The organism is Micromonospora sp. NPDC047134 (genome assembly GCF_040643455.1).
Lineage (GTDB): Bacteria > Actinomycetota > Actinomycetes > Mycobacteriales > Micromonosporaceae > Micromonospora.
In genome coordinates, this window is the sequence record NZ_JBEYUI010000001.1 from 543436 (window position 1) to 562971 (window position 19536).

At 72.1% G+C, this 19536-nt stretch carries 21 protein-coding genes and 1 tRNA gene; 6 read left to right on the top strand and 16 right to left on the bottom strand.

The genetic code is table 11. The features are described 5' to 3' along the window. Positions 1-61: 61 nt before the first annotated feature. From gcvH to ABZ795_RS02385, 6 genes are all read right to left on the bottom strand, one after another. On the bottom strand, positions 62-442 hold the full coding sequence (gene gcvH / locus ABZ795_RS02360; protein WP_327025900.1) for a glycine cleavage system protein GcvH: 381 nt from the start codon (positions 440-442) through the stop codon (positions 62-64). Between the two features lie 54 nt (positions 443-496). After that, positions 497-1423 carry a DUF881 domain-containing protein gene (locus ABZ795_RS02365; RefSeq protein WP_357528151.1) on the bottom strand — a complete coding sequence of 309 codons (927 nt, stop codon included), beginning with the start codon at positions 1421-1423 and terminating at the stop codon, positions 497-499. Between the two features lie 9 nt (positions 1424-1432). Further along, entirely contained in the window at positions 1433-1765 is a 333-nt protein-coding gene (locus ABZ795_RS02370; RefSeq protein WP_327025898.1) for a small basic family protein, read from the bottom strand. Beyond that, positions 1762-2697 (bottom strand): DUF881 domain-containing protein, encoded by a 936-nt coding sequence (locus ABZ795_RS02375; RefSeq protein ID WP_327025897.1) that lies wholly within the window; start codon positions 2695-2697, stop codon positions 1762-1764. Before ABZ795_RS02375 ends, ABZ795_RS02370 begins: the two co-directional genes overlap by 4 nt. Further along, positions 2694-3320, bottom strand: a complete 627-nt coding sequence (locus ABZ795_RS02380) for a CDP-alcohol phosphatidyltransferase family protein (protein ID WP_327025896.1) — start codon at positions 3318-3320, stop codon at positions 2694-2696. Before ABZ795_RS02380 ends, ABZ795_RS02375 begins: the two co-directional genes overlap by 4 nt. 307 nt (positions 3321-3627) lie before the next feature. Beyond that, positions 3628-4794, bottom strand: coding sequence for a PP2C family protein-serine/threonine phosphatase (locus tag ABZ795_RS02385; RefSeq protein WP_327025895.1), 1167 nt, complete (start codon positions 4792-4794; stop codon positions 3628-3630). 356 nt (positions 4795-5150) lie between these two features. On the opposite strand from ABZ795_RS02385, the gene ABZ795_RS02390 reads away from it, so the two are divergent. The 3 genes from ABZ795_RS02390 to ABZ795_RS02400 all read left to right on the top strand — a co-directional run bounded on the left by ABZ795_RS02390 (position 5151) and on the right by ABZ795_RS02400 (position 6782). Beyond that, positions 5151-6029 (top strand): universal stress protein, encoded by an 879-nt coding sequence (locus ABZ795_RS02390; protein ID WP_357528153.1) that lies wholly within the window; start codon positions 5151-5153, stop codon positions 6027-6029. A gap of 70 nt (positions 6030-6099) precedes the next feature. Continuing rightward, positions 6100-6312 carry a phosphatidylethanolamine-binding protein gene (locus ABZ795_RS02395; protein ID WP_357528155.1) on the top strand — a complete coding sequence of 71 codons (213 nt, stop codon included), beginning with the start codon at positions 6100-6102 and terminating at the stop codon, positions 6310-6312. After that, the gene (locus tag ABZ795_RS02400) at positions 6309-6782 is read left to right on the top strand and encodes a hypothetical protein (RefSeq protein ID WP_357528157.1); all 474 of its coding nucleotides are present in this window, start codon (positions 6309-6311) and stop codon (positions 6780-6782) included. The genes ABZ795_RS02395 and ABZ795_RS02400 overlap by 4 nt, the downstream gene beginning before the upstream one ends. Here ABZ795_RS02400 and ABZ795_RS02405 read toward each other — a convergent pair. Beyond that, complete coding sequence (locus ABZ795_RS02405; protein WP_327025891.1) at positions 6779-6985, bottom strand: hypothetical protein; 207 nt, start codon at positions 6983-6985, stop codon at positions 6779-6781. The two genes, ABZ795_RS02400 and ABZ795_RS02405, sit on opposite strands and share 4 nt — an antisense overlap. A gap of 127 nt (positions 6986-7112) precedes the next feature. Here ABZ795_RS02405 and ABZ795_RS02410 point away from each other — a divergent pair, with 127 nt between their 5' ends. After that, entirely contained in the window at positions 7113-7751 is a 639-nt protein-coding gene (locus ABZ795_RS02410; protein WP_357528158.1) for a hypothetical protein, read from the top strand. A 7-nt stretch (positions 7752-7758) separates the two neighbouring features. Here ABZ795_RS02410 and ABZ795_RS02415 read toward each other — a convergent pair whose 3' ends face one another. The 8 genes from ABZ795_RS02415 to fdh form a co-directional block, all read right to left on the bottom strand. Next, positions 7759-7944: a hypothetical protein gene (locus tag ABZ795_RS02415; protein WP_327027482.1), complete on the bottom strand. Its 186-nt coding sequence runs from the start codon at positions 7942-7944 to the stop codon at positions 7759-7761. Positions 7945-8016: 72 nt separating this feature from the next. Then, positions 8017-8214: a hypothetical protein gene (locus ABZ795_RS02420; protein WP_327025889.1), complete on the bottom strand. Its 198-nt coding sequence runs from the start codon at positions 8212-8214 to the stop codon at positions 8017-8019. A 51-nt stretch (positions 8215-8265) separates the two neighbouring features. Continuing rightward, a complete protein-coding gene (gene selB / locus ABZ795_RS02425) occupies positions 8266-10023 on the bottom strand; it encodes a selenocysteine-specific translation elongation factor (RefSeq protein WP_357528160.1) in 1758 nt (585 codons plus the stop codon). Positions 10024-10025: 2 nt separating this feature from the next. Then, positions 10026-11330 (bottom strand): L-seryl-tRNA(Sec) selenium transferase, encoded by a 1305-nt coding sequence (gene selA / locus ABZ795_RS02430; protein WP_357528162.1) that lies wholly within the window; start codon positions 11328-11330, stop codon positions 10026-10028. Positions 11331-11351: 21 nt separating this feature from the next. Then, positions 11352-11447, bottom strand: a tRNA-Sec gene (locus tag ABZ795_RS02435). A 53-nt stretch (positions 11448-11500) separates the two neighbouring features. Then, a complete protein-coding gene (nrfD, locus tag ABZ795_RS02440; RefSeq protein WP_357528164.1) occupies positions 11501-12541 on the bottom strand; it encodes an NrfD/PsrC family molybdoenzyme membrane anchor subunit in 1041 nt (346 codons plus the stop codon). Beyond that, entirely contained in the window at positions 12538-13455 is a 918-nt protein-coding gene (locus tag ABZ795_RS02445; protein WP_357528165.1) for a 4Fe-4S dicluster domain-containing protein, read from the bottom strand. Before ABZ795_RS02445 ends, nrfD begins: the two co-directional genes overlap by 4 nt. Beyond that, positions 13455-16787 (bottom strand): formate dehydrogenase, encoded by a 3333-nt coding sequence (gene fdh / locus ABZ795_RS02450; protein WP_357528330.1) that lies wholly within the window; start codon positions 16785-16787, stop codon positions 13455-13457. The genes ABZ795_RS02445 and fdh overlap by 1 nt, the downstream gene beginning before the upstream one ends. Positions 16788-17465: 678 nt before the next feature. Between fdh and ABZ795_RS02455 the strand changes: the two genes are divergently transcribed. Continuing rightward, positions 17466-17807: a hypothetical protein gene (locus ABZ795_RS02455; RefSeq protein ID WP_327025884.1), complete on the top strand. Its 342-nt coding sequence runs from the start codon at positions 17466-17468 to the stop codon at positions 17805-17807. After that, positions 17804-18463 (top strand): nucleotidyl transferase AbiEii/AbiGii toxin family protein, encoded by a 660-nt coding sequence (locus ABZ795_RS02460; protein ID WP_357528167.1) that lies wholly within the window; start codon positions 17804-17806, stop codon positions 18461-18463. The genes ABZ795_RS02455 and ABZ795_RS02460 overlap by 4 nt, the downstream gene beginning before the upstream one ends. 86 nt (positions 18464-18549) lie before the next feature. Here the strand turns inward: ABZ795_RS02460 and ABZ795_RS02465 are convergent, their stop codons facing one another. Beyond that, the gene (locus tag ABZ795_RS02465) at positions 18550-19452 is read right to left on the bottom strand and encodes an SDR family oxidoreductase (protein ID WP_357528169.1); all 903 of its coding nucleotides are present in this window, start codon (positions 19450-19452) and stop codon (positions 18550-18552) included. Between the last annotated feature and the right edge of the window lie 84 nt (positions 19453-19536).

Genomic DNA, 19536 nt, shown 5'->3' on the forward strand with positions numbered 1-19536 from the left:
AGCGCCGAAAAACAGGGCAACCGGACGCGCGGCACACATACCAACCCGCCGGCACAGCAACTCAGCTCTCCGTCAACTCGCGATACGCGTCCGCGGTGAGCAGCCCGTCGACCGCCGCCGGATCCGCCACGATGATCTCCACCAACCAACCCGACCCGTACGGATCCGTGTTGATCACCTCCGGGGTGTCGACCAACGCCTCATTACGCGCCGACACCGTCCCAGCCACCGGGGCGTACAACTCCGACACACTCTTGGTCGACTCGATCTCACCCAACGACTCACCGGCCGCCACCGTCGCACCCGGCTCCGGCAACTGCACATACACGATGTCGCCCAACGCATCCTGCGCGAAATGAGTGATGCCGACCCGCAAGGCCCCACCCTCGACGGCAGCGACCCACTCGTGCTCAGCGGTGTAACGCAGATCCTCAGGAATCACCAGCGTCCTCATCCATCGCGACACCGGACCTCACCGATGCCGGCCCACCGACCGCTAACCGACCGGACGGGCGTGTTCCAGCCTTGCGGGTACGTGCAGCGCCGAAACCTCGGCAACCTCACGATCCTCAACGATCACGTTACCGCCGTCCTGCGCCACCGACGCCACCACCCCACCAGGAATGTTCAGCCCCGTACGCATCGTCGCCGGATCACCGATCACCGTGATCGTGAAAGGACCCGCCAACGGACGTCCGTCCACGATCAACGAACCGTTCTCCCCGTCCAGGAAGTACGTCGAGGCCACGATCCGCACCGACGCCCGATCCCCACCGGAGATCTGCATCGCCTCCGCGCCCGCACCCCGCAACTCCTGCACCGCGTCCAACACCCGGATCGCCGAGATCGGCTTGGCCCCCGCCTGGAACCGCACCGCCAGACCCGGCCCCCGCGCCGGCAGAGTCCCCGCCAGGATCCCCAGCTCATCCGCCCGCCGGGTGGCCTCCTCCAACGCCGCCTGACGCCCCTGCTCACCCGAACGCAACTGCCGCTGACTCTCCTCCAACGCCGAGATGTCCTGCCGCAGCCGGATGTCCCGCGCCTCCAGGTCGTACAGAATCCGGACCAGGTCCTCCTGACGGGCCGCCGCCAACGACGAATCCGTCGAGGTGGTCTTCAACTGCACCGCCAGGGTGAACCCCAGCAACCCCAGCAACACACCGATCATCACCGTCGCGGACCCGAATCGCCGCCAACCCGCCGCCGCCACCGCACCCGAAGGCTGCTCGCCGTCGACCGGCCCCTCATCCCCGGCCGGCCCCGGCACCTCCTCGGGCGGCTGACCCTGCGGCGACAACGGACTCAGCTCATCCGGATCCGGCGCATCAGGCCGCGGATCCGGCTCACCCGCCGGACCATCCGGCCGCCCCGGACCCGCCGGCCTCGGCCACCCCGTACCAGTCTCGGTGTGCTCGTCACTCACGCCACAAACCTACGCCCGGAACAGGTGCCGGCGGATCGCCGCCACGTTACTGAAAATCCGCACACCCAACACGACCACCACACCGGTCGACAACTGCCCACCCACACCCAACTGATCACCCAGATACACGATCAACGCGGCCACCAGCACATTCGAGATGAACGACACCACGAACTGCTTGTCATCGAAGATCCGGTCCAGCTTCGCCCGGACCCCACCGAACACCGCGTCCAGCGCCGCCACCACCGCGATCGGCAGATACGGCTGCAACGCCGCCGGCACCGTCGGGTCCAACCACAGACCGAGCACCACACCGGCCAGCAGAGCCAGCACCGCGATCATCGACCACCTCCGGAGGGACTGGGGGACGTACCCGAGCCGGACGACCCGTCACCCGACGGCGAGGAACTCGAACTCGGACTCACCGCAGGCTCCGCGTAGCGTAGCCGCGGCTCCGGCGCCGCCGGCAACGTGAGGTCATCGACCTCCCGCACCCCGAACGACAACCCGGTGTCCTGCGCCACCTTGCGCATCGTCAACGCGCTGCGACTGGACTCGTACTGCCTACGCATCGACCCCGGACCGATAGCCGACACCTCGTACGGCCCGGTCACCGGCCGGAAATCCACCAGAATCGCCTGACCCGCGTTGCGGATCGTCGAGGTCGCCGTCAACCGCTGCCCGTTGATCGCGATCGCCTCCGCCCCGGCACCCCACAGATCGTTGGCCACCCCCTGCAGGTCGCTGTAGAGCACCTGCGACGGACCCACATTGGCCCCGCTCAACGAATCCTGACCAGCCGGCCCGTCCGCCAACCGCACCACCAGACCATCCCCGCGCACCCGCCCCAGGCCCGTACTGGCCTCCAGGTTGCGCAGCCGCGCCGCCCGCGAACCACCCAGCGCCGCCTCCCGCTGCCGGTTCACCTCCTCGCGCAACTGGTCGGCCCGCAGCGACAACGCATCCGTGTCGGCCTGCCGCTGCTTGATCTGCGCCACCAACCCGGAACGGGCCTGCGCCCGACCCGGCTCCTCGGCCGTGGTCTGCCGGTACGCCACCGCGAAGAGAAACCCCAGCAGCACGACCACCACCAGACTGACCGGCCCCACCCGCCAGCCGGGCCGGGCCGCACGCCCACTGCGCGCCCGGGCCGCCGCCGCATCCGCGTAGCCCGCGTCCAGCGGGTTACGGAACAGCTCGGTGAGGAAGTCGGGAGTGAAGGTCCGCACGCCGCGCTGACCGGAGCCGGCGTCGTCACCCACGCGTTCGCTCATGCCTCTCCTCGACCACGTACCGCCCGCACCAACTGCCGCGCCTGGATCACATAGAAGGCGCCGGCCACCCAGTAGAGCACCAGACCCCACCACGCCAGGCCCCAGCCCACCGGGCCGGCGACCGCCGTGGTGGCCGACACGGTCGCGGCCAGCAGCAGGATCGGGAAGGCCGCCAGCAGCAGGAAGGTGGCGGTCTTGCCGACGTAGTGCACCGGCGGCGGCCCGTAGCCGTGCCGACGCAGCACCCCCAGCGACACCAGCAGCAGCAGCTCCCGGGCCAGCAGGGCGGCGGTGAACTGCCAGGGCACCACGTCCCGGACGGTGAAGGCCACCAGGATGGCGAGGATGTACAGCCGGTCGGCGAGCGGGTCCAGCAGCTCACCCAGGCGGCTGACCTGACGCAGCCGGCGGGCGATCCAACCGTCGACCCAGTCGCTGGTGCCGCCCACGGCCAGCACCACGATCGCGGCCACGTCCGCCCGGGCCACCAGGAACAGGTAGAGGAACAGCGGGACGCCGAGCAACCGGGCGAAGCTGATCAGATTCGGCACGGTCAGCACACGGTGCTCACCACCGGGTTCGGCGGCCTGGAGTTGCTCCGTCTGAGCGGGCCGACGCGACACCGAACCTCCCCTGTGCGGCACACCCGGCCACCGCGGGCCCTCTGGTCCGCCGGCAGTCGTGCGTGCTGTCGGCGTCGGCTGACGCCGCCGCCCCCTGCGATCCCGGATCGGGATCTCCCCTGGTCCTGCCGCCCGTCCTCGATGATCACGGGCCGGCTGAATGCGCTGCCACTATATCGGGCCCCGGTGGCCGTCCTGCTGTGTAGCGGCCGCGGGGTGGGCGCCTGGTGTCGGTGTGAGGGTGGTCACCACCCGTGGTGCATCCTAGGATGATGGGATGACAGGGTGGGTGGACGGCAGAGCTGGCTCAGGCGTCGGCACCGTGCCAGTCCAGGCACACCACGACCGCGTCGTCGCGCAGATCCGTGTCGGCGTGGAAGGCCTGCAACTCGCGCATCACCGTGCCGACCGCCTCCCCCGGAGGCTGCAACCGGGTGGCCCGCATGGACCGGGCCATCGCCCGCTGCCCGTAGCTCTCCCGGCCACTAGGGTCGGCGCCCCACACCCCGTCGGAGACCACGAACAGCCGGTCCCCCGGGTCCAGGTCGAACTCCTGCAGGTCGTACCGGGTCTCGGCGAACATGCCCAGCGGCAGCTGCTGCTCCAGGTCCAGCCGGGTGATCGCACCACCCCGCAGCCGCACCAGGTGCGGCGAACCCGCGTCGACCGCCCGGACCCGGCCCGTCACCCAGTCCAGTTCCAGCAGCACGGTGGCCACGTGCCGATGCCCCCGATGCTGGTAGTAGACCGTGTCGGAGGCCAGTTCGGCCTGCTCCACCAGTCCACCGCCGGAGCGGCGGGCGTTACGCATGGCGTTGACCGTCACCGCGGTCAGCAAGGCGGCGGCCAACCCGATGCTGTCGCCGTTGAGCACGGTGACGGTCAGCCGGTCGTCGTTCAACGACCAGTCGAAGTGGTCGCCGCTGACCGTGTACGCCGGTTCGAGCTGGCCGGCCAGCTGGAACGCCTCGTGGCGCAGCCCCCGCCCGGGCAGCAGCTCCCACTGCAACTCGGCCGCCATGCTCAACCGCTCCCGGCGGCGGGCCCGCCGGTAACGGTCGGTCTCCCGGTCGGCCGCCCGCAGGGCCATGGCCACCTCACCGGCGATGTCCACCGCCCCGGCCAGGACCTCCTCCACCGGGGTCTGCGGCAGTTCGACCATCAGCACCCCCAGCCGCTCCCCCCACACCGTCAACGGCAGATAGAGCTGGCAGCGGCCCTCGGGGTCACCGCCGCGTACCGGCTGCTGACTGCGGAAGCAGCGCCGCAGCAGGCCCTGCCCGGCGTGCCCCGCCACCTGTGGCTGTCGGGAGTCGAACACCGGCCACAGACCCTCGATCCGGTAGTCGGCGACGAAGACCGCGGTGGCGCAGGCGCCGAGCACGGACCGGATTGCCCGGTCGGCGGCCTCGACCACCCGGTCGGGCGGAGCCTCGCGCAGGGCGCGGGTGATCCCCGTGAGCGCATCCGCCATGACCATCCTCCGAAACTACTTGCCTTGGGGCAAGCATCATACGGAGGTGGGGGGTGCCGCAGTCACCCGGCCGACCACACCCGCATCGACAGAAGGGATCCCGGCCGCCGGTGGAAGACACCGCGGGGATCCGATGTGGACCCGCGCCGACGACGGCCCGGGTCCATGATGGCCGGGGCAGGAGGTGAGGCCCGCGCGTCGATCGGCCACGGGCGTACCCGGTCGGGCTGTGCCATCGACAACCCTGCTCCCCCGGGAGTCGCGGTCAGCGTAGTGGACGACGGGCCTTTGACCCGTATCGCCGCCTCGACCGGCGGCGGCCCGCGATACTGGCGGAGACCAGCACGCGGACGGGGGTGGCGGTGGACTCGGTCGGCTCGGCGGTGGTGGTCGGCGTGGACGGCTCGGAGTCCGCCCTGGCCGCGGTGCGTCTGGCCGCCGCGGAGGCGGCCCGCTGGCACCGGCCCTTGCGGGTGGTGCACGCCTTCATCTGGCCCACCCTGCACTCCCCCGTCACACCGGGCACCGAGGGACCGGCCGACGGCGGGCTTCGCGGCCAGGCACGACAACTCGTCACGGCCGCGGTCGACCAGGCGCAGGCCGTCGCACCGGGACTGGAGGTGACCGGTGAGATCGTCGACGGGGCCCCGGCCGCGGTCCTGCTGGACGCGAGCACCGACGCCGCGCTGGTCGTGCTCGGCGACCGGGGAATGGGTGGCTTCACCGCCCTGGTGGTCGGTTCCGTCGCGGTCACCGTGGCGGCGTACGCCCGATGTCCGGTGCTGGTGGCCCGCGGCGCGGTGGATCCGCACGGGCCGATCGTGGTCGGGGTGGACGGCTCCGAGGTGTCCCGCCGGGCGGTGGAGTTCGCGGTGCGGACCGCGGCCCGCCGCGGGGCCACGGTGCTGGCCCTGCACGCCTACCGGCACCCGGTCTCCACCGGTCCGGGCGACATGCAACCCCTGGTGTACGACGAGTCCCAGCTGCACGAGGAGGAACAGCGGGCCCTGGCCGAGTCCGTCACCGGGCTGACCGCCCGCTACCCGGAGGTGTCCATCCGCCGCGAGTCCGTGCACGCCCGCGCCCCGAAGGCCCTCACCGAGGCCTCCCGAACGGCTCAACTGCTGGTCGTGGGGGGCCAGGGCCGCGGCGAGCTGACCGGGCTGCTGCTGGGCTCGGTCAGCCGGTCGATGCTGCACCACAGCCACTGCCCGGTGGCGGTGGTCCGGGCCTGAGCGGGGTTGGCGCCCGTGCAGGCGGGTAGACGGGGCGCGTACGTGACCGCGACCACCAGAGGAGACAGCGATGCCTGGACCCAGGCCCGGCAGCAACGCCTACGACAAGCAACGCGCCCGCCTGCGCAACGCCCTGGACAACTCCGGTCGGGGCGTCACGGACGATCGGGCCGACGAGGCCGCCAACCGGATCCTGCAGGACGAACGGGGTCAGCGCGGCGTCGCCCGGGGCGACCGCACCTACGGCCCGAAGGGCAACCGGGAACCCGGAGATCCCAAGTGAGGGGCGCCGCGCTGGCCGACGGGCTGATCGCCGGGGCGGTGGGCAGCACCGCCCTCAACGTCGCCACCTACCTGGACATGGTGGTGCGGGCCCGGCCGGCCAGCCAGAGCCCACAGGAGAGCGCCGAGCGGGTCGCCGAGGTGACCCATCTTGATCTGGGGGCCCAGGAGCGGGCGGCCAACCGCCGCTCCGGCCTGGGCGCCCTGATGGGGTACGGGCTGGGGGTGGCCGCGGCGGTGGGTTTCGCGGCCCTGACCCGGGGTCGGCGGCAGCCGGTGCTGCGGGCCGCCGCGCTGCTCGGCGGCGGAGCGATGACCCTCTCCGACGGGGCGCTGACCGTGCTCGGGGTCACCGACCCGCGCACCTGGCGGCGCACCGACTGGCTGGCCGACCTGCTGCCGCATCTGGCATACGGGCTGACGGCCGCAGCCACCTGGAACCGGCTGCGGCCGTCAGCGAGGCAGGGCTAGTCCTGGTCGCTGCTCTCGTCCTGGGCGACCGACTGCCCGGTCGGGCCGTACGGTGACACCTGACCTCGGGGCACCGGACGTCCGGCGTCCGCCCGGGAGGTGCCCCGGTTACGCGGATGACCGGCCGGGCCGGGTCCCTTGTTGTCCTGACTGGTGGCGCCCAGGGCGTTGCGGCGCAACTCCTGCTGCTGCGGGTTGGTCACGGTCGTCTCCCCTCTGTCAGGGTGACGCGGCAGTCGACCACGTCCACCGGTCGGCTTACCCGCCGCCGGCGGCGGCATTCCGCCCCGGCCGGGGACTGGTGGGGCCCAGGCTGGGTATCACCGGAGGATGGGTGACCAACGGGCTGTCGCGCGGGCCCTGCTGACCCGCCGCACGTACGCCGAGGAGGCCGGGATCTCCCTGGCCGACCGGCCCGCACCGCTGTACCAGTTGCTGGTGCTGGTGACGCTGCTCAGCACCCGGATCCGGGCCCAGGTGGCGGTGGCCGCCGCCCGGGAGTTGTTCGCCGCCGGGTACCGCACCCCGGCCGCGATGGAGGCGGCTGGCTGGCAGCAGCGGGTCGACGCCCTGGGTCGCGGCCACTACCGCCGCTACGACGAGCGGACCGCCACCATGCTCGGCACCGGGGCCCGGCTGTGTCTGGACCGGTGGCACGGGGACCTGCGTCGGCTGCACCGACAGGCCGACGGGGATCGGAAGCGGCTGCGGGAACTGCTCGTCGAGTTTCCCGGCATCGGCCCCACCGGCGCGGACATCTTCCTGCGCGAGGTGCAGACGGTGTGGTCGCAGGTGCGCCCGTACGCCGACCGGCGCACCGTGGCCGGAGCCAGGCGACTGGGCCTGCCGGCCACCCCGGACCGGTTGGCCGGGCTGGTCGAGGAGGCGGAGTTCGGTCGACTGGCCTCGGCGCTGGTGCGGGTGGCCCTGGGTGAGGAGTCGGCGGAGCAGATCTCCCGCGCCGGCTGAGACCCCTTCACTTGGCCGCATCGCCGCCTGGCTTGGTCAGGTGCCACACCAGCAGCGCCGCGAGCAGCGCCAGCACCACCAGCCCACCGGAGAGTCCACTGCCCTCTTCGGGGGACCGGCCGGTGGTGCCGAAGTAAATCACCGCCAGGCCCGCCAGCACGGCGGCCAGCTTCCGGATGCCTCGGTCCTTCACAGCTCGCACCGTAAGCCGCAAAATGGAGTCATCACGGCAAACCGCGCGCTGTCCCTCGACCGGGCGACCGGATCAGTCGGACTCCAGGTCATCCAACGAGATCTTGTGGCTCATCAGCCACCGGGCCAACGCGGACATGCCGAACAACCACAGCGGCGCCGACTCAGTGGTTCCGTTGGTGGCGAAGACGGCGAACCGCAGATCCGGAGCCCGGTACGCCTCGATCCGCCACCGGTGCTGCCGGTCCCGCCAGACCGCACTCGGGTCCATGCCGTCACGGTAGGCGCTGCACCGGCCCGACGGCCCACGGATGGCGTCAACTCAGGGGCCGACCACCATCCGGGTGTCATCCGGCAGCCGCCGGGTGGCCCCCTGCCGATCCAGCAACTCCAGCAGCGGCACCGCCACCCGACGGGTGGTGTCCAGGGCCTGCCGGGCCGCGCTGAGGGTGAACGGTTGCGGCAGGGTGGCCAGCACCCGCACGGCCTGCTGCGGGGCGCCTGCCGGCAGCAGCACGTTGCCGGTCAGCCGCAGCAGCACCCCGGCGCGTACCGCGGCACCGATCTCCCGGTCACCCAACCCGACCGCGGCCAGCCGATCGGCCTCCGGGGCCCGGAAGGGGCGGGCGGTGAACTCCTCCCGCAGCAGGGCCACCGCCCGGGCCACCGGCTCGGGCACCGGGTCGAGGTCGGCGGCGGCCACCCTACCGGCGACCAGCCGCAGGGGGGCGGCCACCAGCGCCTCCACCAGGGCCCGCTCCGGCAGGCCGAGACGTTGACGCAGCACCCCCACCGGGGCCCCCGGCTCCAACGGATGGGTACGGGCGTACTCGGTGACCGCCTCGACCAGCCGAGCGCCCAACCGTCGCCAGTGATCCGGATCGGCCAACCAGTCCCCGCACACCGGCGACCCGGTCACCGGCACCCCCGCCCGACGCAGGTCGGCGGCGCGGACCAGGCCCCGACGGCGCAGCTCACCGGCCAGATCCGGCCGCCCGTCCATGGTGGCCAGGACGGCCGCGCGGGCGGCGGCGGCACCACGGCGGCGCAGCGGCGGCGGAGCCACATCCAGCACGCTCACCCCACCGGCGATGTGGTGGCGGCCGGGATCCCGCAGCAGGGCCCGGTCACCGACGAGCAGCGGCAGGGGCCGGGCCAGTCGCAGCCGCACAGTGTCGACCCCCAGCGGACGGACCCGCACCGGCACCGCGGCCGCACCGACATGCAGGGTCAGGGTCGCCGGCAGGTCGGCCACCGGGTCACCGGCCAGCCGCACGTCCACCAGGTCGACCATGCCGAACCGGCCCTCGGTGAGCAGGGCATCCCCGCGGGCGATCCGGTCCCGGGCCACCCCCCGCAGGTTCACCGCCACCCGGGCCACCGGCTCCACCTCCCGGCAGGGCTGACCCAGCCGGTGCAGGCCCCGTACCCGCACCGGCTCACCGCTGTCGGCCAGCACCAGTTCGTCGCCGACCCGCAGCCGACCGGACCCCAGGGTGCCGGTGACCACCGTGCCGCTGCCCCGCACGGTGAAGCTACGGTCCACCCACAGCCGTACCGGGTCCTCGGCCGAGGGGGTGGGCAGCCCGGCGGCCAGCCGATCCAACGCGGCCCGCAACTCCGGCAGCCCGGCACCGGTGACCGCGCTGACCGCCACCGCCTCCACCGCCCACAGGGAGGTCGCCGTCAACTCGGCGCGGGCCCGGTGCAGGGCGGGCCCGGGGTCGGCCAGGTCCGCCCGGGTCACCACCAGCAACCCGTGGCCGACCCCCAGGGCGTCCAAGGCGGCCAGGTGCTCGGCGGACTGCGGCATCCAGCCCTCGTCGGCGGCGACCACCACCACGGCGGCGGGCACCGGACCGACACCGGCGAGCATGTTCGGTACGAACCGTTCGTGGCCCGGCACGTCGACGAAGGCGACCGTGGCGCCGGAGGGCAGGGTCGTCCAGGCGAAGCCCAGGTCGATCGTCATGCCCCGTTGCCGTTCCTGCGCCCACCGGTCGGGTTCCATCCCGGTCAGGGTCCGCACCAGGGTGGACTTGCCGTGGTCGACATGCCCGGCGGTGGCCACCACCAGCATGGTCAGTCCTCTTCCGGCACAGCCAGCACGGCGGCCCGTACGGCCTCGTCGGCGTGCGGCGGCACACACCGCAGATCCAGCAGCAGGCGTCCCTGGGCGACCCGGCCGAGCACCGGCGGCACCCCGGTGCGCAGCGGCCGAGCGTAGCGTTCCGGCAGGCTCAACGCCCACGAGTCCAACTCGACCCCGGGAGCACCCCCACCGCCGACGACCGCCACCGACGGCACCACCTCGGCCTTGTGGCCGTCGGCCGCGATGGCCTCCCGTAGCCGCTCGGTGCGCTCCCGCAGGCCGGCCGGGTCGGTGTGCAGGGCGGCGCGGGTGGGAGTGTGCGGGTCCCCCAGGGTGGCCGCCAACCCGGCCAGGGTCAGTTTGTCCACCCGCAGCGCCCGGGCCAGGGGATGCCGGCGCAGCCGCTCGATCAGCCCGGCGCGGCCCAGCAGCAACCCGGCCTGCGGCCCGCCGAGCAGCTTGTCCCCGCTGGCGGTGACCAGGTCCGCCCCGGCGGCCAGGGTGCTCGCCGCGTCCGGCTCCTCCGGCAGCAGCGGATCCGGGGCCAGCAACCCGGAGCCGATGTCGACGACCACCGGCACCCCCAGGCCGGCCAGATCCCGCACCGGCACCGCCGAGGTGAAGCCGGTGACCCGGAAGTTGGAGGGGTGCACCTTGAGCACGAAGGCGGTGTCCGGGCCGATCGCGGCGGCGTAGTCGGCCAGGGTGGTGCGGTTGGTGGTGCCGACCTCCCGCAGCCGGGCCCCGGTGCTGACGATCAGGTCCGGCAACCGGAACCCGTCACCGATCTCCACCAGCTCGCCTCGGCTGATCACGATCTCCGCGTCGACGGCCAGGGCGGCGGCCGCCAGCAGCAGGGCGGCGGCCCCGTTGTTGACCACATGCACCGCCTCGGCCTGCGGCACGGCCGCGGCCAGGGCCTCCATGGCCTCCCGGCCACGCCGGGCCCGACGCCCGGTCACCAGGTCCAGTTCCACATCGGTGTGCCCGGCGGCGGCGACCACCGCGGCCACGGTCGGCTCCGACAGGGCGGCCCGTCCCAGGTTGGTGTGCAGCACCACCCCGGTGGCGTTCAGCACGGCCCGCGGTGTCGCCTGCGGCAGGGCGGCCAGCGCGGTGTCGCGTACCTGATCGGGGTCGATCTCGCCGCGACGGGCCTGCTCCTGGGCCTGCCGGACGGCGGCCTTGACCCGGTCCCGGCCGAGGATGAGCATCGCGGTGGCCAGCCGCGGCTCGGCCAGCAGCGCATCGGTGCGCGGCACCCGGCGCCGTGGGTCAGCGCAACCGTCACCCATCGGGTCATCCCCTCGCCAGATTGGCGGAGACGGACGGGAATCGAACCCGCCTGGCCCGGATACCGGACCACACCGGTTTTGAAGACCGGGAGGGGCACCAGCCACCTGAACGCCTCCACCGAGCATTTGATCACAGCTGGTCGGCGGCCACGTCGGGAGGTGCCGCACCGCTACCGGTCCGCGGGCTCCCCGCCGCCGCGTCGGGCCAGGCGCTCCCGCTGCGGCAGCACCGTGTAGCGGGGGTCGCGGGCGGAGGCGACCCCGGCGTGGAAGACCCCGAACCGGGTGGCCACCGAGGCGGCCAGCAACGCCGCACCGGACAGCGCGGCCACGATCCGGTTCCGGCCGCCCAGCACCGCACCGGCCACCCCCACGGCGGTCAGCCCCCGCCCGGCCCGCAACAGCCGACCCGCCCGACCGGTCCGGTACGGCTCACTGAGCAGACCCAGGGAGCTCTCCACCTGATGGGCGCCGTACAACTCCAGGGCGGCCCCGGCCACCGCCATCCGACGGGCCGGGCCGTTCTGGGTCGGCGGCACGGCGATCAGCCCCACCCCGGCGCCGCTGGCCAGGGCACTGCCCGCGAACACCACCGGCAGATGGGGGTACGCCTCATGCCACGACGGCACGGCCGTGTCGGCCAGCAGCACCGCGGTGTACGTCCCCAGGGCCGGTGCGGTGGCCGCCGCCGCCAACCCGGCGACCTGCCCCACCGGCGGCAGCACCCGACGGGCCCACCCCAGCGGACCCCGGCGGGGCAGCAGGGGCGCCGCCTCGGCGATGGCCGCCAGCCCGGCCAGCGGGCCGTAGGCGGTCAGGATCCAGGTGCCCACCGACATCGGGGAGGTCGGCTTGGCCACCCGCAGCATGTGGTGGAACCGCTCCGGTCGACCCAGGTCCTTGACCAGCAGCCCGGCGCTGGCCGTCACCGCGGCCAGGGCGGCGACCCGCCCGGCGCGGCGCAACGCCGGCCGGCCGGTGAGCTGCCCACCGGCGGCCAGCAACGACGACCCGGCGGCCATCCCACCGGTGGCCAGGTAGGCGGCGATCTCCCAGGTCCACACCGGCGGCTTCAGGATGGGCCGCCCGTAGTACGAGGTGAACTCGGCCGGCGGCACCGCCAGCCCGGCCTCCCGACGGTCCCGGCCGCCCTCCCTACGGTCCCGGAAGCGGCGGAACCGCTCCCCCGTTGGCGGACGCTGACTGCTCACCGTTTTCCTCCGAGGAACGCCACGACCGCCCCGGCCGCCATGGCCAACGCGGCCACCCCGGCCCGTTTCCACATCTTCGGCAGGTCCCGGGTGGGCACCTGCGGATCCGGCGGCAGACCGTACACCTCCGGCTCGTCGAGCAGGAGGAAGAAGGCACCGTCACCCCCGACCCCGTCGGTCGGGTCGTGGCCGTACAGCCGGGCCTGCGGCACCCCCCGCTCGTGCAGGGTGGCGACCCGGGCGGCGGCCCGCTCCCGCAACTCCTCCAGGGGGCCGTACTGGATCGACTCGGTCGGGCAGGCCTGCGCGCAGGCCGGGGTCAGGCCCGCGCCGATCCGGTCGTAACACAGGGTGCACTTCCACACCCGGCCGTCGTCGACCCGCCGGTCGATCACCCCGTACGGGCAGGCCGACACGCAGTAGCCGCAGCCGTTGCAGATGTCCTCCTGCACCACCACCGTGCCGAACTCGGTGCGGAACAGCGCCCCGGTCGGGCAGACGTCCAGACAACCGGCCCGGGTGCAGTGCTTGCACACGTCCGACATCATCAGCCAGCGGAAATCGCTGCGCCCCTCGGCCGTGCCGGTGCGCCCCGGCGGCCCGGACTGCGGCATCCCCAGAAACTGGGTGCTGGTGTCGGGCTGCTCGATTTCCTGGGTCGGCCGGGGCTGCTCGATGAAGGCGACATGCCGCCACGAGTTCGCGGTCAACGCCCCGGTGTTGTCGTACGACATGCCGAGCAGGTCCAGCCCGGAGGTGGGCACCCCGTTCCACTCCTTGCAGGCCACCTCGCAGGCCTTGCAGCCGATGCAGACGCTGGTGTCGGTGAAGAACCCCATCCGCGGTGGCGCGTCGACCCAACCGGCACCCGAGGCCGGATCCGGCGGCGCGGACCGGTCATCCCCGTCGACCATCACCGGTCCTCCTCCGCCTCGCCGGACCGCTCGGCCGCCGCCTGGTCGGACCGCTCGGCCGCTGTCTCGCCGGGCCGTTCGACCGGCACACCGGGGGTGAGCGCCGACGGCACCGTGCCGGCCACGATGCCGGCCCGGGTACGGTACTCCGCCACCAGCCGCCGCAACGCCGGTCCGGTGGGGCGCCGTCCCGGCCGCACATCACAGGTGCCGATCTTGCTCTCCTGGATCAGCACGTTCGGGTCCAGGGTGATGCCGAACAGGTCGTTGGCCGAATCACCGGTGACCAACCCCTCGAACCCGAAGTGGTACGGCAACCACAGCTGGTGGATCACCCGACCCTCCACCCGCAACGGCACCAGCCGGTCGGTCACCAGCACCTTCGCCTCGATCACCGCCCGGGCGCTGACCAGATGCGCCCACCCCAGATGAGTCAACCCGGCCAGGGCCGCCAACTGCGGAGACACCTCGACGAACATCTCCGGTTGCAGCTCCGCCAACGGCGCCACCGTACGACTCATCCCACCGGCGGTGTGATGCTCGGTCAACCGGCTGACCGTGAACACGTACGGAAACACCTGACTGTGCTGCTGCGGCGGACTCGGATTCACCGAGTTCACCGGATGCCGGTAGATCTTGCGGGTCGGGTTGCCCTGCTGGCCGTAGAACGAGTTGCGCACCGGCGACTCCGCCGGCTCGTAGTGGGTCGGCAACGGCCCGTCCAACACCCCGCTGGGCGCGAACAGCCACCCCTTGCCGTCGGACTGCATCACGAAGGGGTCATCACCGGCCAACGCCGCCGGACCGGTGGCACCCTCCGGAGGCCGATACGACGGGGCCTTGGTCACCTCGAAGTCCGGCACGTCGTGGCCGGTCCACCGGCCCGCCGCCTCGTCCCACCACATGTAGCGTTTACGTTCGCTCCACGGCCGGCCCTGCGGATCGGCCGAGGCCCGGTTGTAGAGCATCCGCCGATTCGCCGGCCACGCCCAACCCCACTCGGCGGCCACCCAGTCCTGCTCGTGGCCGGGACGACGCCGCGCCGCCTGGTTCACCCCGTCGGCGTACACCCCGGTGTAGATCCAGCAGCCGATGGCGGTCGTACCGTCGTCGCGGGCCTCGGCGAACCCGGCGAGGGGGCGGCCGGTGGCCACCTCGTACCCGTTGATCTCCCGCAGCACCGCCTCGGCGTCCGGCTCCGCGTGCGGACCGTGGGTGGGATAGTCCCAGGCCAGGTCCAACAGCGCCCGGTCACGCGGCAGGGTCGACCCGGCCAGCTTCTCCCGCAGCCTGAGCCCCAGGTGGTAGAAGAACCACAACTCCGAACGGGCGTCGCCCGGCGGATCCACGGCCTTCTCCCGCCACTGGAGCACCCGCTGGGTCTGGGTGAAGGTGCCCTCCTTCTCCACATGCGAGGCCGCCGGCAGGAAGAACACCTCCGTACGACACTGCTGCGGCACGATCTCACCGGTGGCCACCTCGGGGCCACGCTGCCAGAAGGTCGCACTCTCGATCATGAACAGGTCCCGGACCACCAGCCAGTCCAGGTTGGCCATGCCGAGCCGCTGCGCCCTGCCGTGCGCCGAGCCGACCGCCGGATTCTGACCGAGCAGGAAATAGCCCTTGATCTTCCCGTCGATCATGTCGAGGACCTGCTGATAGGTGCCGTGGTCCCCGGTCAACCGAGGCAGATAGTCGTAGCAGAAGTCGTTGTCCGGGGTGGCCGCCTCCCCCCAGTACGCCTTCAGCAGACTCGCCGCGTACGCCCGGGCATTGCCCCAGAAACCCTTCTGGCCGGGGTGCCGGATGGCGTCCACCCAGTCGTCGAAGGTCGGATGCTTCGCGTGGTGCGGCATCGGCAGATAGCCCGGCAGCAGGTTGAACAGGGTGGGGATGTCCGTGGACCCCTGGATGCTGGCATGCCCCCGCAGCGCCAACACCCCACCACCGGGCCGCCCCACGTTGCCCAGCAACAACTGGATGATCGCGCCGGTGCGGATGTACTGCACCCCGACGCTGTGCTGGGTCCAACCCACCGAATAGATCAGACACCCGGTCCGCTCCCGGCCCGAATTCTGCGTCCAGGCCCGAGCCAACTCCAGGAACCTCTCCTGCGGCAGACCACAGACCCGCTCCACCATCACCGGGGTGTAGCGGGCGAAGTGCCGCTTGAGGATCTGGTAGACGCAGCGCGGATGCTGCAACGTCTCGTCCCGCTCGACCCGCCCCGACACCGGGGCACCGTGCGACTCGTGCCGCAACCCGGCGGCCGTCTCCCGCTCCATGGCCGTGTGACCGCTGCCGGAATCCCGCTCGTGCCCGGCGTACTGCCAACTGTCCTGCACGTACGCGCCGGTGGCCGGATCGAACCCGGAGAACAGGCCGTCGGCGTCCTCCGCGTCGACGTAATCCTCGCTGACGATCGTCGCCGCGTTGGTGTACGCCAGCACGTACTCCCGGAAGTCCAACTCGTTGCTCAGGATGTAGTTGACCACCCCGCCGAGCAGTGCGATGTCCGTACCCGCCCGAATCGGCAGATAGGTGTCAGCCGAGGCGCTGGTACGGGTGAACCGGGGATCGACATGGAACACCTTCGCCCCACGCCTACGCGCCTCCATCACCCACTGGAAGCCCACCGGGTGGGCCTCGGCCATGTTCGACCCCTGGATGACGATGACGTCAGCGTTCGCCACGTCCTGTTGGAAGACCGTCGCGCCGCCGCGACCGAAGCTGGCCCCCAGACCGGGGACGGTGGCGGAGTGTCAAATGCGCGCCTGGTTCTCGATCTGAATCGCCCCCATCGCCGTGAACAGCTTCTTGATGAGGTAGTTCTCCTCGTTGTCCAGCGTCGCCCCGCCGAGACTGGAGATGCCCAGGGTGCGGTTCAGCGGACGCCCCTCGGCGTCGACGTCCTCCCAGGTCTGCGCGCGGGCGGCCAGGATCCGGTCGGCGATCATGTCCAACGCCGTGTCGAGGTCCAGGTCCTCCCACTCGGTGGCGTACGGCCGCCGGTAGCGCACCTTCGTCTGCCGCAGCGGACTGGTCACCAGACTCTTGCTCGCCGAACCCTTGGGACACAGCCGACCACGGGAGATCGGGCTGTCCGGGTCGCCCTCGATCTGAGTCACCCGGTTGTCGGAGACGAAGACCCGCTGCCCACAACCGACCGCACAGTACGGGCAGACGGAACGGGCCACCCGGTCGGCGTCCTCCGTGCGGGGGGTCAGCCCGGCCGAACGGGCGGACTGCGCCGCCGCACCCCGGCCCAGCGGATCGGTGCCGGTGAGCTGACGGTAGACCGGCCAGCCCAGCAACACGTCCCGCAGCCCCACGCTCGTCACCTCCGCCCTTGATCCTTCCCCCTGACCTTAGGGCAGCCGGGCGTCGTCGGACAGCCGGGCCTGCAGAACTCCGGAAACAGCACACCGCCCCCAGCCCGTTGTCGGGGCCGAGGGCGGTGCGTGGGTGTCGGTGTGCAGGTCGCCTCTCGGCGAGTGGCGCGACGCGGCTCCAGCCGGACGGTATTCCGCGACGGCGAAATTAGGTGAGGCCCGGGGACACTGGATCACACCGACGCTCGGTACAACCGACCCACGGTCGTCCTTGTTCCCACTTGGCCTCGGCTCACTCCCACTGATTTTGGTTGCGGTCCGGGGTTGGGCGATCGTGCTCGGTTGTGGGTGGTCGCGGTTGAGGGCTGGGGCGACCGTGCCCGGCTTCGGGCGGTCAGGCTTGATCCCTACGCCGGGCACGGTCGCCCCAGCCTGACCTGGTCGGTCTTCGTCTACCCGGTCGGCACGTCGGAAGGCGGGCGGGGTGTAGACGGCCGTTGGCCGGCGCCCGGGGTTCGGGTGCCGGCCGTTACGGCGGAACGGTGGGGTTCGGGGTGGTGGGAAACCGCCACTTCGGCGTGATGGAGTCGATGTTTGCGGTCGGGGGGTGGGGGTGGATTTGGGTGGGGTGGATTGGGGAGAGTCCGGTTCCGGGGGGTGTGGGGTTACCCTGGCAGGATGCAGGCCGTCTTCGGAGTCACTACCGGTGTGGCGCACCTCGCCCGGCCGGGGCGGCCCGCCGTGGTGGCCCGGACGTTGAGCGAGCTGCGTGGGCCCACTCGTGGGGTGGTGGAGCTGCCGGTACGACTGATGTGGTGCAGCGACCGCGCCTTCGATCTGGCCGACCCCGACCAGCTGCTCTGGATGTACGAGAACGTGCTGCGGGAGTCCACCAGCCTCGACGACCTGCGTCGGTTGGTCAACGGCCGGACCCTGCCCCGGGTGTGGCGGCTGCTGAACCTGCCCCGAGGCGTACGCGCCGCCTGGGAGAGTCGGCACCGGGGTCTCCGGTCGGCGTGACCCAGCCCCATCCGCACGACTTCTACCGCGAGGTGGCCCGGGTCGCGTTGACCGTGGCCGGGCCGTACCGTTTCGTGCTCGGTGGCGGGGTCGCGTGGGCCGCGCACGGGTTGGTGACCCGGCCCACCGAGGACGTCGATCTCTTCGCCGACGTGGAGGGTGCCGCCGCCGCGGCGGCCGCCGGAGTACGCGACGCCCTTCAGGCGGCCGGGTTCGAGGTGACCGACGCGGACCAGGACAGTGACCTCGGCGACCTGTTCGACGGCTTCCACGCGGACATGCGGGACTTCGTGGTCGCCCGGGACGGCCGGCAGATCCGGCTCAGTCTGGCCCGACTCGACCGGCACCGCAGCCCGGTGGTGATGGACCTCGGGCCGGTCATGGACGTCCGCGACCTGATCGCCAACAAGACCGCCGCCCTGGTCAACCGGCGCGAGGTACGCGACTACATCGACGTGGCCGCCGCCCTGGCCGACCGGTCGGTGGCCGAACTGCTGGAGCTGGCCCGGCAGCTCGATCCGGCATTGGAGGACGAGGACGTCCGGGCCGCCGGCCGCTACCTCGACCGGATCCCCGACGGTCGCTTCGCCCGCTACGGCCTCGACCCCGCCGACATCACCCGGGTCCGTCGGCAACTGGCGGCCTGGCCCCGCTGAGCACCGGCAGACAACCCGTGGGGGTACGTGTTAACAAGGGACCCCTCCTCTACCGGAGGCGTTAAGAAGGGGCCCCTCCTTGCAGGTCATTTGGTGAAGCGGCCGCCGGTGACGCCGAGCACCTCGCCGGTGATGAAGCTCGACTCCTGCGAGGCGAAGAAGACGTAGGCGGGGGCCAGTTCGGCGGGCTGACCCGGCCGACCGACCGGGGTGTCCGTACCGAACTGCTCGACCTTCTTCTCCGGCATGGTGGCCGGGATCAGGGGGGTCCAGATCGGGCCGGGGGCCACCGCGTTGACCCGGATGCCTTTGTCGACCAGGTCGGCGGCGAGGGACTTGGTGAAGTTCGCGATCCCCGCCTTGGTGGTGGCGTAGTCCAGCAGCTGCGGCGAGGGGTCGAAGGCCTGGATCGACGAGGTGTTGATGATCGCCGACCCTTCCTTGAGGTGCGGCAGGGCCGCCTTGCACAGCCAGAACATGGCGTACAGGTTGGTCTTGAGCACCCGGTCGAACTGTTCGGTGCTGATCCCGGCGATGCCCTTGTCCTGGGCCATCTGGTAGGCCGCGTTGTTCACCAGGATGTCGATGCCGCCCAGGTCGGACAGCGCCCGGTCGATCAGCTCCTGGCAGGTGGCCTCGTCGGTGATGTCGCCGCGCACCGCGACGCCCTTGCGGCCGGCGGCCTCGATCAGCCGTACGGTGTCCTGCGCGTCGGCGTCCTCCTCCTCGCTCAGGTAGGAGATCAGCACGTCGGCACCCTCCCGGGCGTAGGCGATGGCCACCGCCCGACCGATGCCGGAGTCACCGCCGGTGATCAGGGCCTTCTTGCCCTCGAGTTTGCCGGCGCCCTGGTAGGTGTCCTCGCCGTGGTCGGGCCTCGGGTTCATGTCCTCCGTACGCCCCGGTGGGGTCTGCTGCTGGGCCGGCTGTCCGGACTGCTGGCCGTACTGCTCGGTGGGGTCCTGCTGGGTGTGCTGGTCGTGGCTCACGGGGGTCTCCTTCGTCGGTGGGATGTGGTCCCGGAAGGCCCTACCCCGACCGGCTGTGGGGAAACAGGCCGTGACCTGCCGCAC

What these genes read in the sequence shown, in the direction of transcription:
- ABZ795_RS02395 (WP_357528155.1), top strand. Translation starts at nt 6,100, where the DNA reads ATGCCTGGACCCAGGCCCGGCAGCAACGCCTACGACAAGCAACGCGCC.
- selA (WP_357528162.1), bottom strand. Translation starts at nt 11,330, where the DNA reads ATGGGTGACGGTTGCGCTGACCCACGGCGCCGGGTGCCGCGCACCGAT.
- ABZ795_RS02375 (WP_327025897.1), bottom strand. Translation starts at nt 2,697, where the DNA reads ATGAGCGAACGCGTGGGTGACGACGCCGGCTCCGGTCAGCGCGGCGTG.
- ABZ795_RS02410 (WP_357528158.1), top strand. Translation starts at nt 7,113, where the DNA reads ATGGGTGACCAACGGGCTGTCGCGCGGGCCCTGCTGACCCGCCGCACG.
- ABZ795_RS02370 (WP_327025898.1), bottom strand. Translation starts at nt 1,765, where the DNA reads ATGATCGCGGTGCTGGCTCTGCTGGCCGGTGTGGTGCTCGGTCTGTGG.
- ABZ795_RS02385 (WP_327025895.1), bottom strand. Translation starts at nt 4,794, where the DNA reads ATGGCGGATGCGCTCACGGGGATCACCCGCGCCCTGCGCGAGGCTCCG.
- selB (WP_357528160.1), bottom strand. Translation starts at nt 10,023, where the DNA reads ATGCTGGTGGTGGCCACCGCCGGGCATGTCGACCACGGCAAGTCCACC.
- ABZ795_RS02420 (WP_327025889.1), bottom strand. Translation starts at nt 8,214, where the DNA reads ATGGACCCGAGTGCGGTCTGGCGGGACCGGCAGCACCGGTGGCGGATC.
- ABZ795_RS02445 (WP_357528165.1), bottom strand. Translation starts at nt 13,455, where the DNA reads ATGGTCGACGGGGATGACCGGTCCGCGCCGCCGGATCCGGCCTCGGGT.
- ABZ795_RS02455 (WP_327025884.1), top strand. Translation starts at nt 17,466, where the DNA reads ATGCAGGCCGTCTTCGGAGTCACTACCGGTGTGGCGCACCTCGCCCGG.